Origin of the sequence: Conexibacter sp. CPCC 206217 (assembly GCF_030646165.1) — a bacterium.
Lineage (GTDB): Bacteria > Actinomycetota > Thermoleophilia > Solirubrobacterales > Solirubrobacteraceae > Conexibacter.
The window spans coordinates 82226-97114 of sequence record NZ_JAUTDO010000007.1; the positions used below are offsets into that span (position 1 = coordinate 82226).

The 14889-nt window shown below is 72.0% G+C and carries 12 protein-coding genes; 2 read left to right on the forward strand and 10 right to left on the reverse strand.

Annotated elements, in window-relative coordinates; translation table 11 throughout:
- Nucleotides 1–68 precede the first annotated feature (68 nt).
- Complete coding sequence (gene msrA, locus Q7L65_RS19515; protein ID WP_304723723.1) at nucleotides 69–590, forward strand: peptide-methionine (S)-S-oxide reductase MsrA; 522 nt, start codon at nucleotides 69–71, stop codon at nucleotides 588–590.
- Nucleotides 591–640: 50 nt separating this feature from the next.
- Here msrA and Q7L65_RS19520 read toward each other — a convergent pair whose 3' ends face one another.
- Entirely contained in the window at nucleotides 641–1375 is a 735-nt protein-coding gene (locus Q7L65_RS19520) for an SDR family NAD(P)-dependent oxidoreductase (protein ID WP_304723725.1), read from the reverse strand.
- A 103-nt stretch (nucleotides 1376–1478) separates the two neighbouring features.
- Here Q7L65_RS19520 and Q7L65_RS19525 point away from each other — a divergent pair, with 103 nt between their 5' ends.
- On the forward strand, nucleotides 1479–2111 hold the full coding sequence (locus tag Q7L65_RS19525) for a TetR/AcrR family transcriptional regulator (protein WP_304723727.1): 633 nt from the start codon (nucleotides 1479–1481) through the stop codon (nucleotides 2109–2111).
- A gap of 34 nt (nucleotides 2112–2145) precedes the next feature.
- Here the strand turns inward: Q7L65_RS19525 and Q7L65_RS19530 are convergent, their stop codons facing one another.
- From Q7L65_RS19530 to Q7L65_RS19570, 9 genes are all read right to left on the reverse strand, one after another.
- Nucleotides 2146–3171 (reverse strand): fatty acid desaturase, encoded by a 1026-nt coding sequence (locus Q7L65_RS19530; RefSeq protein ID WP_304723730.1) that lies wholly within the window; start codon nucleotides 3169–3171, stop codon nucleotides 2146–2148.
- A 144-nt stretch (nucleotides 3172–3315) separates the two neighbouring features.
- Nucleotides 3316–6720 (reverse strand): HtaA domain-containing protein, encoded by a 3405-nt coding sequence (locus Q7L65_RS19535; RefSeq protein ID WP_304723731.1) that lies wholly within the window; start codon nucleotides 6718–6720, stop codon nucleotides 3316–3318.
- Nucleotides 6721–6867: 147 nt separating this feature from the next.
- Entirely contained in the window at nucleotides 6868–7497 is a 630-nt protein-coding gene (locus Q7L65_RS19540) for a TetR/AcrR family transcriptional regulator (protein ID WP_304723732.1), read from the reverse strand.
- 40 nt (nucleotides 7498–7537) lie between these two features.
- Entirely contained in the window at nucleotides 7538–8818 is a 1281-nt protein-coding gene (locus Q7L65_RS19545) for an LLM class flavin-dependent oxidoreductase (RefSeq protein WP_304724172.1), read from the reverse strand.
- Between the two features lie 5 nt (nucleotides 8819–8823).
- A complete protein-coding gene (locus tag Q7L65_RS19550; protein ID WP_304723733.1) occupies nucleotides 8824–9627 on the reverse strand; it encodes an SDR family NAD(P)-dependent oxidoreductase in 804 nt (267 codons plus the stop codon).
- Nucleotides 9628–9691: 64 nt separating this feature from the next.
- Nucleotides 9692–10453: an ABC transporter ATP-binding protein gene (locus Q7L65_RS19555; protein ID WP_304723734.1), complete on the reverse strand. Its 762-nt coding sequence runs from the start codon at nucleotides 10451–10453 to the stop codon at nucleotides 9692–9694.
- A complete protein-coding gene (locus Q7L65_RS19560; RefSeq protein ID WP_304723735.1) occupies nucleotides 10450–11319 on the reverse strand; it encodes an ABC transporter permease in 870 nt (289 codons plus the stop codon). The genes Q7L65_RS19555 and Q7L65_RS19560 overlap by 4 nt, the downstream gene beginning before the upstream one ends.
- Before the next feature lies 1 nt (nucleotide 11320).
- Nucleotides 11321–12367 carry an ABC transporter substrate-binding protein gene (locus Q7L65_RS19565; RefSeq protein WP_304723737.1) on the reverse strand — a complete coding sequence of 349 codons (1047 nt, stop codon included), beginning with the start codon at nucleotides 12365–12367 and terminating at the stop codon, nucleotides 11321–11323.
- 282 nt (nucleotides 12368–12649) lie between these two features.
- A complete protein-coding gene (locus Q7L65_RS19570) occupies nucleotides 12650–14833 on the reverse strand; it encodes an MMPL family transporter (protein ID WP_304723739.1) in 2184 nt (727 codons plus the stop codon).
- Between the last annotated feature and the right edge of the window lie 56 nt (nucleotides 14834–14889).

Consider the following 14889-nt stretch of genomic DNA (forward strand, 5'->3'; position numbering starts at 1 on the left):
GCTAGGCGGGACACCCCGGCTACTCTCAATGAGACCACATCGTTCCAGGACGAAGAGGAGCAAGAGCTATGGCTGCCACCACCGAGAAGGCGATCCTCGCAGGAGGCTGCTTCTGGGGCATGCAGGACCTGATCCGCAAGCGTCCCGGCGTGATCTCCACGCGCGTCGGCTACACCGGCGGCGACGTCCCGAACGCGACCTACCGCAACCACGGCACGCACGCCGAGGCGATCGAGATCCGCTTCGACCCGGAGCAGATCTCCTACCGCGACCTGCTCGAGTTCTTCTTCCAGATCCACGATCCGAGCACGAAGAACCGGCAGGGCAACGACGTCGGCCTGAGCTACCGCTCGGCGATCTACTACACCGACGACGAGCAGCGCAAGATCGCGCAGGACACGATCGCCGACGTCGACGCCTCCGGCCTGTGGCCCGGTAAGGCGGTCACCGAGGTCGAGCCGGCCGGCCCGTTCTGGGAGGCGGAGCCCGAGCACCAGGACTACCTGGAGCACTACCCCAACGGCTACACCTGCCACTTCGTGCGGCCGGGCTGGAAGCTCCCGCACCGCGAGGCGGGCGCGGTCAGCTGACCGCGGCGCACGCCGCGTCGAGCACCCGCCCGGGTGCTCGACGGTGCTGCCTAGATGGCCGTACGGCCGCCGTCCGCGTGGATGGTCGCGCCCGTGACGAAGCTGGCGCGATCGGATGCGAGGAAGACGATCGCCTCGGCGATCTCGTCCGCGGTTCCGGGCCGGCCGATCGGGAGACCCGCGCCGAGCCCGTTGATCGCGTCCTCGCCCCAGACGGCCATCACGCCGATGGTTGCGGTCGGCCCGGGGGAGACGCTGTTGACGCGCACGCCGCTGCCGCTGAACTCGGCGGCCCAGGTGCGGGTGAGCGATGCGAGCGCGGCCTTCGACGCGCTGTAGACGGCGGCGCCGGCCATCCCGATCTCCGCGGCCATCGTGGTGACGTTGACGATGCTGCCAGAGCCCTTCGCGAGCATGTCCGGCACGAGCGCTGCGGTCAGGAAGAACGCGCCGCGGACGTTGGTGTCGAAGATCTCCTGGAACGAGGCGACGTCCTGGTCGACGGTCGCCGCCGTCGGGAAGCTGCCGGCGTTGTTGACGAGGATGTCGACCGAGCCGGCCTGCGCGGCAAGCTGCTGCACCGACGCGAGGTCGCCGAGGTCGGCCGGTATGTAGCGCGCCGAGCCGCCGGCGGCCGCGATCGTCGCGACGGCGCCGGCGCCGCGCTCGGCGTCGCGTCCGGTGACGATCACCGACGCCCCGCCGCGGGCGAGCAGGATCGCCGTCTGCTGACCGATGCCGGCCGTTCCGCCGGTGATCAGGGCTGTCTTGTCCTGGAATTCCATGGTCGCGCTGTCCTCTGCTCTACGGTCCGTGAGAAAAATGGATTGCACGATCCAATATAGCAGGAATGGATTGTCAAATCCATTTATCTTGTAGACTGAGGCTGTGAGCGAGCGTGATGACGCCATCGCAGTGCCGCGTCTGACGCGCAAGGGCAAGGCGACCCGCGAGCGGATCGTCGAGACGGCGGCTCAGCTGATGTTCGACGGAGGTGTCGCGGGGACGAGCATCGACGACGTGAAGCGCGCCGCCGGCGTGAGCAGTTCGCAGCTCTACCACTACTTCGTCGACAAGCAGGCGCTCGTGCACGCCGTCATCGCCCACCAGACCCAGGTCGTGCTCGACGTCCAGCGCCCGCTGCTGAGCGCGCTCGACAGCTTCGAGGCGCTCGAGACGTGGCGCGACGTGATCGTCGGCCTGCAGGCCGATCGCCACGGCCAGGGCGGCTGCCCGATCGGCTCCCTCGGAGGTGAGCTCGCAGAGGTCGACGTCGACGCGCGCAACGAGCTCGCGGACAGCTTCGCGCAGTGGGAGAGCGCCATCCGCGACGGACTGCACGCGATGCGCGAGCGCGGCGTCCTGGGCCCGGACGCCGATCCCGATCGTCTCGCGCTGGCGATGCTCGCAGCGTTGCAGGGCGGCCTGCTGCTGACGCAGATCCGCCGCGAGACGACGCCGCTCGAGGTCGCGCTCGACGCCGCGATCGCCCACGTCGAGACCTTCCGCGCCGTCGCCTGACGCGCTGAGGCGCCTGACTCGCCGCGGGCCGCGATCAGCGCGCCTGGGCGAACGTCACGAGTCGGTGCGCGTGCTCGTCCCACAGCTTCAGCCGCGTCGCTCGGATCCCCTGCCACAGCGTCAGCTGCGGCACGCTGTGGAAGACGTCGTTGTCGTCGTGGGCGGCCTGCAGGTTGTAGTTCGGGATCCGCGCGCTGAGGTGGTGGACGTGGTGCAGGCCGATGTTGCCGCTGAAGAACTGCAGCAGCTTCGGCAGCCGCAGGTAGGAGCTGCCGCGCAGCGCGGCGTCGGCGTAGGACCACTCCTCCGCGCTCTCCCAGTAGACGTCCTCGAACTGGTGCTGCACGAAGAACAGCCAGACGCCGGCGCCGCCCGCGAGCGCCACGATCGGGACCTGGACGAGCAGGAACGTCTGCCAGCCGAGCACGACGCAGAAGGCCGCGATCGCGATCGCGAGCACGAGGTCGTTGAGCACCACGCTGTTGCGGATCCGCGGACGCGCCGACGGCGTCGTCAGGCGCGGCAGCAGCGCCATCGCGACGAACGGGCCGAGCGTGAACATCACCGCCGGGTGGCGGATGAGCCGATAGGCGAGCCGGCGCACGCGCGAGGCGGCGTGGTACTCGGCGACCGTCATCGTCAGCACGTCGCCGTGGCCGCGACGGTCGAGGTCGCCGGCCGAGGCGTGGTGCATCGCGTGGCTGTGGCGCCACGCCCCGAACGGCGTGTAGACGACGACGCCGAGGACCCGGCCGAGCCACTGGTTCGCGCGCTTGGACGGCAGGAACGAGCCGTGCGCGCAGTCGTGGAAGACGATGAACGTCCGCAGCAGGAACCCGGCGGCCGGCAGCGCGAGCGCAAGCGTGAGCAGCGGGGAGACGGGCGCCAGCGCGACCATCGCCGCGGCCAGCAAAAGGTACGGGACGATCGAGGTGGCGAGGTCGACGACGCCGCGATCGAGTCGCGGCGTCGCGTACGGTGCCAGCGCCTTGCGCCATGGGTTGGCGGGATGGGCCGCGGAGACGGTGGTGGGCGGGGCCTCGGTGAGGGAGGAGAGCATGAGCGGTCGGCTTTCGGTTCGCATGACAGAGCGAATGAGTCGAAAGTCAAACCGCGCTCCCGACCCGGCCGGCCGATCCCACGTGATGCCCTCCTCTGTCAATGGTACCCCCGGCCCTCGGGGGTACTCATCGACTCCTCGGGTTCAGCCGCGGGCGCGTGCGGTGCGAGCCCCCTTGACCGTCACCGCGATCGTGCGCGCGGTGCGCTTGCCGGCAACGGTCGTCGTCACCTTCACGCGCACGCGCGCGCTGCGCCCGGCGAGGCGTCTGGCCGCCGCCTTCGTCAGCTGCACCCGCAGCGTCGCGCTGCGGCCGGCCGCGACCGTGCGCGGCGTGACGACGGCGGCGCTGAAGCGTCTGCCGCCGACCACCACGCCGACCCGCTTGGCCGTCGCGACGCGGCAGCCGCCTCTCGCCGCCTTCGGGCAGGCGATCGTCGCCAGCGCGACGCGCCGGTTGCGGTCGAGCGCGCGAGCCGCTCTCGCGACCGTGAACTTCGCCGCGGGCGCGGGCGCGGGCTTGGGCGCCGGCTTCGGCGCAGGCGGCTGCGGCAGCGGCAGCGGATCGGCTCCCGGCTGGGGCTGCGGCTGCGGATCTGGCTGCGGCTGCGGCTCCGGACCCGGATCCACCCGCGGCTCGCCGAACGCCGGCGCCAGCGAGAGCGCGTCGAACGGCTCACCGACCGCGTAGCTGCCGAAGACGGCGCTGCCGTCGGCGGTCAGCGCGGTCGGCAGCGCGCTCCAAGCGAGGCCGTCGCCGGTCGGTACCGGGCTGCCGTCGCCGAGGTCGACGGAGACGAGCGCGACGCCCGTCCGCGCGACCGGCGTCAGGTTGTCCATCGTCGCCCCGACCGTGTCGGCGTACAGCGTCCCCGTCCCGCCCTCGGCGACGAGCCGCAGGTTCGAGAACGTCGTGTCGAGCTGCGGACGCGTGTCGCCGGGGACGTGGTAGTCGTGGCCCCAGAAGCGCACGCTGCCGCCGAGCGTCAGCGTCAGTCTGCCGCTGAGCGGGTCGTAGCTGCCGCCGCGGACCGGGAAGCGGACCGCCTCCGAGCCGCCGCGCCCGGCGCACATCGGTCCGTTCGCGAGCGTGCCGGGGATCTGCTGCGCGCCGCCGGAGGTGACGATGCCGCCACGCGCGATCGTGCCGACGACGTAGCAGCGCCAGCGCTCGGCAAAGCCCCACTCGACGGAGCCGCCGCCGAAGCTGACCGGTCCGGTCAGCCGGCGTGCGACGGTCAGCGTGACCGCTCTCGTGTACACGGTGCCGACCTCGTTGCGCAGCCGCGCACGGAACTGCGAGCCCGACATCTCGAGCGTCGGGTCCAGCACCGTCAGCGCACCGCCGTCGACCGCGAAGTCGCCGGAGTCGTCGTCGACCGCGGTCCAGTAGCCGGCGACGCGCCGCTGCCACAGCACCGCGGCCTCAGGGTTGGCGGACGGCATCGCTCTGAACAGCGCCGGCTCGCCCTCGACCACCGAGATGCTTTCCGGAGCGACCGAGACGACGGGCAGCGTCTTGACGTCGAGCGTCGCGCGCGAGCTGGCGACCTCGCCGTCGGCGTTGGTCGCGATCGCGCGGTACTGACGGCCGCCGTCGGCGGCGCCGACCCGGGCTCTCAGCGTCGTCGTGGTCGCGCCGCTGACGTCGGCGCCGTCGCTCAGGTCGGTCCATCTGCCGACGCCGGGAATGCGCGATTGCCAGCGCACGGTCGGCGCCGGATCGCCCGTGACCGCGACTGAGAAGGTCGCCTGCGCGGTCGTGCCGGTGACGGCCAGTCTCACGTCGGTGTCCTGCGGCTGGGTCGTGAACGACGGCGTCGCGCTCGCGTAGGAGAGGCGCGTCACCGTGCCGGAACCGGTCGAGGCGAGCAGCAGGTTGCCGTCCGGGTCGGTGCCGGCGAGGTAGTGGTCGAAGTACTGCAGCGCGGCGATCCCCGGGACCGCGAACGACTGCACCTGTCTGCCGGCGACGATCCGCGTGATCCGTCTGAGGCCGTTCGTGGCGGCGTACAGCGTGTCGCGGGTCGGATCGACGGCGATCCAGTTCAACGTCCGGTTGGCGTCCCACAGCGGCGCGCCCTGCGGGAATCTGATCAGCGGCTGGGCCGCTTCGAGCACCGCGGCCGCGCCGGTCCCTCTGGTCGGCAGCCACCAGATCCCGTCGTTGCCGAAGGCGTAGAGCCCGTTGGCGGTGCGGAACAGCTCGTTGGCGTTGACGCCCGCGGCCTGCGCCAGCGGCTCGACCGACGCGGAGTCGGCGCCGACGCTCAGCGCGACGAGCGGGCCGTCGGACCACGGCGCGGCGACGATCGTCTGGCCGCCGAACGGGACGGCGGCGGGGGTGATCGCGAGGCTGGAGATCTTGCCGGCGTACGGTTGGCCGTTGGGGCCGAGGATCGTCGCGACTCTGCTCGCGGTCCAGACGCCGGCGACGCTTCTGATCTGCCACAGGTCCTGGCGCGTCGCATACTGGCGCGCGACGAGGTAGCGCGCGTTGGCCGCGTCCCAGACGCCGGCGCCCTGCGTCGAGGGGTCGCCCGACAGGCCGCTGTTGTCACTGCCGGCCGCCACGCCGCCGCTCAGCGTCGTGCCGTCCCATCTGTAGACGAGCAGCTGCTTCTGGTTGCCGTTCTCGGCGGCGAAGATCGTTCTCGTGCTCGGGTCGAACGCGATCGTGTCGCGCACGACGCCCATCGCGATCGAGGCGGTCGGCGTCTTCGGGACGAGCGTGGCCGGGTCGGCGATCGCGATGCTGGCCGGGCCGCGCACGAGCGTCTCGCTGCTGCTCAGGCCGGGCGCGAGGCGGGTCGCGACGGCCGCTCCGGCGAGCGGGGCGGCGGTGTACGTCGCCAGGTTCGGCTCGCTCCAGACCTCGCCCAGCGGCTTGCCGCCGGGACCCTCGTAGCTGAACGAGACCGGGTCGATCACGGTCCCGATCGCGTAGGTGAAGACCTGTGAGCCCGCGGCCGTGACGGTTGCCGGCAGTCTGTTCCAGCTCGTCACCCCGGCCGCGACGACGGGCGCCGCGTCCTCGAGGTCGAGCGCGGCCAGTCTGACGTCCGGCAGGTCGACGGCCTCGCCGCCCTCGATCGGCTTGCTCGTCATCTTCGCGTAGAGGAAGCCGCCGTCCTCGGTCAGCTCGACGCGCGGGTCGGTCAGCGTCATGTCGAGCGCGCACGGGCGCTCGTAGGCGCCGCCGCCCTCGCAGTGGCCGAGGAAGACGAGCGTGCCGCCGAACTGCACGGTCGTCGTTCTCGTCGTGTCCTCGTAGCTGCCGCCGGTGACGGGGAAGTGAAAGGTGCCGTCGGCGTTGCGGGTGGCGCCGTCGCTGACCGTCGTGCCGCCGTCGCCGATGTATCTGCGCCACGACTCCTTCAGGCCCCAGTCGAGTCCGTCGCCTCTGGCGATCGGGATCTGCGCGGCGAGCGCGGGGGCGCTGCTGAGCAGCATGACGGCGAGCGCCGCCAGTCCCAGCAGCCGGCGCAGTCCGCGGCGCCCGCCGCGGCCACGGGTGATCGACGCGCGCGAGAGCGACCGCGGCGTCATGCGGCTTCCATCCATCCTGGGGTCCTTTCAGGCCGGGCGCACGCGACCGCATGCACCTGACAAACGTCGGTCAGCAACCCGGCGTTGATAAGTTAGGGCACCCTTATATCAGGACGGTGAGCGCTCCGCGAGCGCGACCCCGCCGCGCTACCAGCCGCCGGCCGGGACGCTCGCGCCGGGGGCTTCGCGGCCGACCAGCGGTTCGCCGGCGGCTCGCATGCCGTCGAGGTAGAGCGCCAGGCCGCGGCGCCACTCGCGCTCGTCGGCGAGGCTGGACAGCATGTGGAAGATCCGCAGCACGTCGCGGTACTCCGCGTCGGCGCGGATCGCGCCGACGGCCTGCGCGCGGGCGAGCACGCGCTGGCCGATCGACTCCGTCTCGGTGACGAGGTCGCGGCGGCTGAAGGCGAGGTCGCGCAGCGCGGCCGCGAGGCCGAGGTCGCGGTGCTCCAGCTCGGCGAACTCCCACATCGCGTCGACGAGCGCGGGGCCCGCGTCGTCGCGCGCCTCCGCGCGCTGCCAGATCGTCAGCCACTGCTGCTTGCGCGCGTGCAGCAGCTCGATCAGCAGATCCTCCTTGGACGAGAACGTGCGGTAGACCGACGACATCCCGAGGCCGGCCTCACGCGCGACGTCGGCCATCGTGAAGTCGTCCCCGAGCCGGCTGACGACCGCCCTGGCCGCCTCCAGCAGCTGCGCGCGGCGGCGCTCGTACGCCGCCAGCTGCTCTGCGTCGAGCTCGTCGAGCGGGCGCTTCGACCACTGTGGCTTCCCCATCATGTGAGCGTAGACGGCGCGCGCCCCGCGGGCATCCGTCCTAGGCCGCGCGGCCGTAGCGGTCGCGCAGCGTGCCCTCGTCGTAGGCGCTGCGGAAGAGGCCGCGGCGGCGCAGCTCCGGCACGACCTGTTCCAGGAACGGCGTCGCGTCCTGGGGAATCGCCGGCGGCATGATGTTGAAGCCGTCGGCGGCGCCCTCGCGAAACCACGTCTCCAGCTCGTCGGCGATCTGCTCCGGGGTGCCGGCGATCACGCGGTGACCGCGCCCGCCGCCCATCCGCGCGATCAGCTGGCGGACCGTCAGCTGCTCGCGCTCGGCCATCTCGAGGATCAGGCCGAAGCGGCTGCGGTGCGTCTGCACCGTCGACTCCTGCGGCAGCGGCGGCAGCGGCTCGTCGAGCGGGTGGTCGGAGAGGTCGACGCCGAGGAACTCGGTCAGCTGGTGCAGCGCGTACTCGACGACGATCAGCTCGCCCAGCTCCGCCTCGCGGGCGCGCGCCTCGGCCTCGGTGGAGCCGATGATCGGGCAGATCCCCGGCAGCACCTTGACCGTGTCCGGATCACGGCCGTGCGCGCCGGCGCGGGCGCGGATGTCGGCCCGGAACGCCTGTGCGCCGTCGAGCGTCTGCTGCGCGGTGAAGACGGCGTCGGCGTAGCGGCTGGCGAGCGCGCGACCGTCGCCGGAGGAGCCGGCCTGCACCAGCAGCGGCCGCCCCTGCGGCGAGCGCGGCACGTTCAGCGGGCCGGCGACGTCGAAGTGCGTGCCGCTGTGGTCGGTCGCGCGCACGCGCGCGGTGTCGGTGTAGATGCCGCCGTCGCGGTCGTCGACGCGCGCGTCGGCATCCCAGCCGTCCCACAGCTTCAGCGCGACGTCGAGGTACTCGGCGGCGCGCTCGTAGCGGGCGGCGTGGTCGGGGAACGCGCGGCTGTAGTTGCGCGCGGCGTTGGGGTCGATCGAGGTGACGACGTTCCAGCCGGCGCGCCCGCCGCTGATGTGGTCCAGCGACGCCAGCTGGCGCGCGACGGTGTAGGGGTCCGAGAAGGTCGTCGAGACGGTCCCGATCAGGCCGATCCGCTGCGTCAGCGACGCCAGCGCGGACAGCAGCGTCAGCGGCTCGAGCGACTCGACGGCGTTGTAGCGCGCGCTCGGCGGCAGCGCGAGGCGGTCGGCGAAGAAGACCGAGTCGAGCGCCGCCGCCTCGGCCGCGCGGCAGAGGCCGGCGTAGAAGGCGACGTCGGTCGCGCCGCCGGCGGGGGCGCTCGGCAGCCGCCAGGCGGCCTCGTGGTGGCCGACCTGCAGCACGAACAGGTTGAGGTGCATCTGGCTCACGGCTGCACCGCCGCGGCCGGCTCCGGCTCCGGCGCGACCGCGCGGTAGCGCGCCGCCGTCGTCAGGCCGCCGTCGACGACGACGGTCGTGCCGTTGACGTAGCCGCCGCGCGGCGAGGCGAGGAACGTCACCACGGAGGCCAGCTCCGCTGCGCTGCCGAGCCGTCTGAGCGGGACGATCTCCGACATCGCGGCGACCGTCTCGTCGCTGGCCCACTGCTCGAAGCGGGGCGTGACGGTCGTGCCGGGGCTGACCGCGAGCACGCGCACGCCGTAGGGGCCGGCGGCGGAGGCGAGCAGCTTGACGAAGTTGTCGATCGCGGAGTTGGCGCCGCCGGTCGCGAGCGTGTCGCCCATCGCGCCGGTCGAGGCGATCCCGCTCAGCATCACGATCGCGCCGCCGTTGCCGCGGGCGGCCATCTGTCTGACGAGCTGGCGGGAGAAGTGACCGGGGCCGATGTACTTCGTGCGCATGTTCAGCTCCCACTCGGTCACGTCGAACGACCAGATCGAGTCGAAGCCGGGCCGGGCGACGCTGAGGACGACGATCTCGACCGGCGTGCCGGCCTCGTCGAGCTGCGCGATCGCGTCGTCGATCGAGGCCTCGGAGGCGATGTCGAAGACGAGGTAGCCGGCGGGGGTGAGGCCGTGCTCGGCGGCGGCGGCCTCCAGCGTCTCGCGGCGGTGGCCGGCGACGGTCACGTGCGCGCCCTCGGCGGCGAGCTGTCGCCACACCTCGAGGCCGATTCCGCGGCTCGCGCCGACGACCAGCGCGTGACGGTCACGCAGTTCCAGGTCCATGCGGTCCTTCCAATTCGTAGTGAAGTTCGGTGATGCCGGGTGCTGCGGAAGTGCGGTGGTGCGTTCAGTCGCCGAGCAGCGAGACGATCTGCTCGCGCATCTCGCCCGCGTCCTCGCCGTCGCCGGTGCGCTCGACCTCGGCGACGACGCGGCCCGGCTGGCCGCCGAGCACGACGATCCGGTCCGACAGTCGCAGCGCCTCGTCGACGCTGTGGGTGACGAGCACGACGGTGCAGCGGAAGCGCCGGTGCAGGTCGGCCAGCAGCGCCTGCAGCCCCTCGCGGGTGATCGCGTCGGCGCCGCTGAACGGCTCGTCGAGCAGCAGGATCTGCGGGTCGCAGGCGAGCGCGCGCGCCAGCCCGACGCGCTGCTGCATGCCGCCCGACAGCTCGCCGGCGTAGCGGTCGGCGGCGTGCGAGAGGCCGACGACGTCGAGCCGCTCGAGCGCCAGTTGGCGCCGCTCCGCACGCCCGACGCCCGCCATCTCCAGCGGGAACATCACGTTCTGCAGCGCGGTGCGCCATGGGAACAGCGCGTACTGCTGGAAGACGAGCGTGCGATCGGCGCCGGGGCCGCGCACCGGCTGCTCGCCGACGACGATCTCGCCCGTCGTCGGCAGCTGCAGGCCGGCGATCAGCTCCAGCAGCGTCGACTTGCCGCAGCCGCTGCGGCCGATCAGGCTGACGAACTCGCCGGCCTCGATCTCGAGGTCGAGCTGGTCCAGCACGACGTTGTCGTCGGCGCGCCCGCGCACGGGAAACGACTTCACGAGGCCGCGCACGGAGACGTGCTGGCCCAGTTCGCTCGTGGCGCTCAGCTGGCTCATCTGGCCATCCACGGGAACGCGAGCCGGACGATCCCCAGCAGCGCGTAGTTGAGCGCGACGCCGACCGCGGCGAGCACCACGATGTAGGCGTACATGGTGGGGATGTGGTACGTGTTGCTCGCCTCCATGATGCGGTAGCCGATGCCGGAGCTGGCGCCGATCATCTCGGCCGAGACGAGCACCAGCAGGGCGTAGGAGGCGCCCAGCCGCAGGCCGGTCACGATCGACGGCAGCGCGCCCGGGAAGGCGACCTTCGCGTACAGCCTCCAGCCGCCGGCGCCCATGCTGCGCGCAGCCTTGATCAGGCGCGGGTCGACCGTCGCGGCGCCGGCGACCGTGCTCAGCAGCACCGGCCAGATCACGGCCCAGATCACCATCGCGACCTGTGAGCGCATCCCGAGCCCGAGCAGCAGCACGAACGCGGGCAGCAGCGCGAGCGGCGGCAGCTGGCGGAAGACCTCCGCCAGCGGCGAGACGAACCCGCGCAGCGTCGGCACCCAGCCGATCCCGAGCCCGATCACGACACCGGCGACGGAGGCGATCGCGAAGCCGATGCCTGCCCGCGCGAGGCTGCTGCCGAGGTCGGAGAAGACCTGGCCGGAGCTGGTGATGTCCCACAGCGCCGGGCCGACGTCGGTCGGCGGGCTGAGCAGCGAGGCGTCGATCACGCCGCTCTCGGCGGCGAGCTGCCAGACGACGAAGAACGCGACGATCGGCCCGATCCACATCAGCGTCCGCCTCGCCGCCCGCCCCTTCCCGCGCGCGTCGGAGCGCGCGGGAAGCGTGTCGTGCGAGCGCGGCACCGGGGCGGCCGCGCGGCGCAGCCGCCAGCTGCGGGCGGCCGCCGGATCCTCGAGCGTCGACATCTCAGCCATCGCAGCTCGGGTTGAGCGAGTTGGTGTACCAGGCGTCCGGCGCGACCGAGCCCTGCTCGACGTCGCCGATCTGCTCCAGCGCTCTAACCCACTCGGCCGCGGCCGCCGGGTCGATGCAGTTGCCCTTCGGGTAGTCGGGCACGACGAGCAGGTCGGCGGGGATTCTCGACGACTTCGCGATGATCGCTCTCGCCTCGTCGGGGTTGGCCTCGACGAACGCCGCCGCGTCCTGGATCGCGCCGATGAAGCCTCTGACGACCTCGGGCTTCTCGGCGATGAATCTGTCGGTGAAGTCGTAGGCCGAGTAGAGCTTGTCCGTCGGCAGCACGTCCTTGTCGGCGAACAGCTCGCGGATCGCGTCGCCTCTCTGCTGCTCGCACGGGCCCCAGCTGAGGCTCAGCATCCCGACGACGTCGACCTGGCCGCGGTCCAGCGCGGTGCACATCGTCGCTGGCGGCACGCTGACGACCTCGACGTCGTCGGAGCCGAGCCCGCATCTGTTCAGGTATGCCTTCAGCACGATGTCGCCCATCGAGCCCGGCGCGACGATGCCGACCTTCTTGCCGGCGAAGTCCGCGCATCTCTGGATCGCGCTGTCGCTCTTGACGTAGAAGCGGTTCTCGCCGTAGCTGGAGGTCGCGCCGGAGACGACGGCCTTCAGCGCGCCTCTGCGCGCGTTGACCTCGATCGGCACGAACGCGCCGAAGCTCTGGCCCGTGTCGACCTGGCCGGCGAGCAGCGCCTGCACGCCGGCGAGCCCCTGCTGCGTCTGGTCGACGAACTCGACGTCGAGGTTGTGCTGTCTGAAGATCCCCTGGTCGGCGGCGATCCGCTCGAGCCCGAAGTACGGGACGCTGAGCATCTTCAGCTTCGTCAGCTCGGCCGGACCGTTCGCGGCGGCGCCTGTGGTGGTGGCGGCCGCGGTCGTGGTGGCGGCGGCGCTCGTCGTCGAGGAGGAGCTGTCGTCGTCGCTGCCGCAGCCGGCGGCGAGCACGGCGACGGCGGCGACGAACACGAGCATGCGCCCGAAATGCTTCATCTGGTCAGTTCCTTGGCTGGTGGGATTGATCGGAGCAGGTCGACGCGCCGATGGGGCGAGGCTGAGCCGATGCCTCGAAACAGGCATAAACCCCATCGGAATAGGTGACTTTGGAATGAGTATTCCACACCGATCCAAACACTGCCAGCCGCCCGCGCGCCAACGTGGTGCCGCTACCGTTGGTCCTCCTCGGGCTCGGCGGCCGCCAGACCGGCCGCGATCACGCGGCCGATCCCCTGCGTCGAACCGCTCAGAACGCGCGCTCGCCTGTCAGGTCGATCTTCACGGACGTGGCGTGCCCGCTGCGACCAGTTCGCGTTCGAGCTGCTTGCTCAGCTGCTCGCCCTCGATGTCGACGCGCGGCAGGATCCGGTCCAGCCAGCGCGGCAGCCACCAGGCGCGTTCGCCGAGCAGCTCCATCAGCGCCGGGATCAGCGTCATGCGGACGACGAAGGCGTCGACGAGGATGCCGAACGCGAGCGCGAAGCCGATCGACTTCACGATCGCGTCGTCCTCGAGGATGAAGCCGGCGAAGACCGAACCCATGATCAGCGCGGCGGCGGTGACGACGCGCGCGCCGTGGCGGAAGCCCTCCGTCACGGCGACCGTCGGCGGCGCGCCGTGGACGTGCTCCTCGCGCATCCGCGAGACGAGGAAGACCTGGTAGTCCATCGCGAGGCCGAACAGGATCCCGATGATCAGGATCGGCAGCAGCGAGATGATCGGTCCGGTCTGCTCGACGCCGATCAGGCCGGCGCCGAAGCCCTCCTGGAAGACCGCGACGGTCGCGCCGAAGGCGGCGCCGATCGTCAGCAGGAAGCCGCCGACGGCGGTCAACGGGACGAGCACGGAGCGGAACGCGATCGCCAGCAGCAGGAAGGCGAGCACGACGATCACCGCCAGGTACGGCACGAGCGCGGCGGCCATGCGGTCGGAGACGTCGATGTTGGCCGCCGTCGCGCCCGTCACGAGGATCTGCGCGCCGACCTCGTCGTCGAGCGTCCCGGCGCGGTCGCGGATCTGCGCGACGAGGTCCTTCGTCGCCTGGGTCGACGGGCCGCTGCTCGGCGTCAGCGAGAGGATCGCGGTGTCGCCCGCTCTGTTGAGCGTCGGTCTGCCGATGCTGGCGACGTCCGGGTTGCCCTCGAACTGCGCCGCGACGGTCGCGGCGGCTCTCGCCACGTCGCTGCCGGCGCGGCCGTCCACGACGATCGTCAGCGGCCCGTTGAAGCCGGGGCCGAAGCCGTCGCTGAGCAGGTCGTACGCCTTGCGGTTCGTGTCTCCCGGCGCGGCGGTCGAGTCGTCAGGGAGCCCCAGCTGCATGTTCAGCACGGGGATCGCGACGGCGCCGAGCGCGACGATCGTCAGCACGATCGCGGGCGCGCGATGGCGCGTGATGAAGCCGACCCAGCGCGCGCCGAAGGTCGGCTTCGCGGCGCGCGGGCCGGTCTCGAAGTTCTTGCCCTTCAGCAGCTTCGTGCCGGCGAAGCCGAGCATCGCGGGCACGAGCGTGATCGCGATCAGCACGGCGATCACGACGGTCGCCGCGGCCGCGAGGCCCATCGCGGTCAGGAACGGGATCCCGACGACGGTCAGCGCCGCGAGCGCGATCACGACCGTCGCGCCTGCGAACACGACCGCGCTGCCCGCGGTGCCGACGGCGCGCCCCGCGGACTCCTCCGGGTCGACGCCGCCCAGCAGCTGCGTTCGGTGGCGGGAGATGATGAACAGCGCGTAGTCGATCCCGACCGCGAGGCCGACCATCAGCGCGAGCGTCGGGACGGTCGAGGAGAGGTCGATGAAGCCGGTCGCCGCGGTGATGCCGAAGAGGCCGATGCCGACGCCGATCAGCGCCGTCAGCAGCGGCAGCCCGGCGGACACGAGCGAGCCGAACGTGATCGCGAGCACGAGCGCCGCGATCGCGAAGCCGAGGACCTCGCCGATGCCGCCCGCGCCGCCGCCCTGCACGACCGCGTCGCCGCCGAACTCGACCTGCACGCCCGCGCCGGCAACGGCTCTGGCGGCCGTCTGGACGCCTTCGCGCGCGCTGTCGGCGAGCTCCTGTGCCGGCTGGTCGAACGTCACCTGCGCGAGCGCGATGCGGCCGTCTCTGGAGACCGCCCCGCTCGTGAAGGGATCGCTGACGGCGAGCACGTCGGTCGTTCTGCCGACGCCGGCGAGCGCGCTGACGATCGCGGCTCTGCTGGCCGGGTCGGTGAGCCGCTCGCCCTGCGGGACGGCGAAGACGATCCGTCCGGAGGCGCCGTTGGCCTGCGGCAGCCGCTGCGCCAGCAGGTCGATCGCCTGCTGCGACTCGGTGCCGGGGATCGAGAATCTGTCGTTCGTGTCTCCGCTGAGCGTGCCGGCCGCGACGCCGATGCCGGCGAACAGCACGAGCCAGATCGCCAGCACCAGCCGCCGTCGGCGGAAGGCCGTGCGGCCGAGTCGATAGAGGGCGGTTGCCATGCGAGAGGTCCTTCAGTCGGATCAAGAGGAGAGAGGGGGAGGTGCACCCATACGGT

Excerpts from the sequence above, each read along its gene's own strand:
- msrA (WP_304723723.1), top strand. The coding sequence starts at position 69 with ATGGCTGCCACCACCGAGAAGGCGATCCTCGCAGGAGGCTGCTTCTGG.
- Q7L65_RS19520 (WP_304723725.1), bottom strand. The coding sequence starts at position 1,375 with ATGGAATTCCAGGACAAGACAGCCCTGATCACCGGCGGAACGGCCGGC.
- Q7L65_RS19530 (WP_304723730.1), bottom strand. The coding sequence starts at position 3,171 with ATGCTCTCCTCCCTCACCGAGGCCCCGCCCACCACCGTCTCCGCGGCC.
- Q7L65_RS19535 (WP_304723731.1), bottom strand. The coding sequence starts at position 6,720 with ATGACGCCGCGGTCGCTCTCGCGCGCGTCGATCACCCGTGGCCGCGGC.
- Q7L65_RS19540 (WP_304723732.1), bottom strand. The coding sequence starts at position 7,497 with ATGGGGAAGCCACAGTGGTCGAAGCGCCCGCTCGACGAGCTCGACGCA.
- Q7L65_RS19545 (WP_304724172.1), bottom strand. The coding sequence starts at position 8,818 with ATGCACCTCAACCTGTTCGTGCTGCAGGTCGGCCACCACGAGGCCGCC.
- Q7L65_RS19550 (WP_304723733.1), bottom strand. The coding sequence starts at position 9,627 with ATGGACCTGGAACTGCGTGACCGTCACGCGCTGGTCGTCGGCGCGAGC.
- Q7L65_RS19555 (WP_304723734.1), bottom strand. The coding sequence starts at position 10,453 with ATGAGCCAGCTGAGCGCCACGAGCGAACTGGGCCAGCACGTCTCCGTG.
- Q7L65_RS19560 (WP_304723735.1), bottom strand. The coding sequence starts at position 11,319 with ATGTCGACGCTCGAGGATCCGGCGGCCGCCCGCAGCTGGCGGCTGCGC.
- Q7L65_RS19565 (WP_304723737.1), bottom strand. The coding sequence starts at position 12,367 with ATGAAGCATTTCGGGCGCATGCTCGTGTTCGTCGCCGCCGTCGCCGTG.
- Q7L65_RS19570 (WP_304723739.1), bottom strand. The coding sequence starts at position 14,833 with ATGGCAACCGCCCTCTATCGACTCGGCCGCACGGCCTTCCGCCGACGG.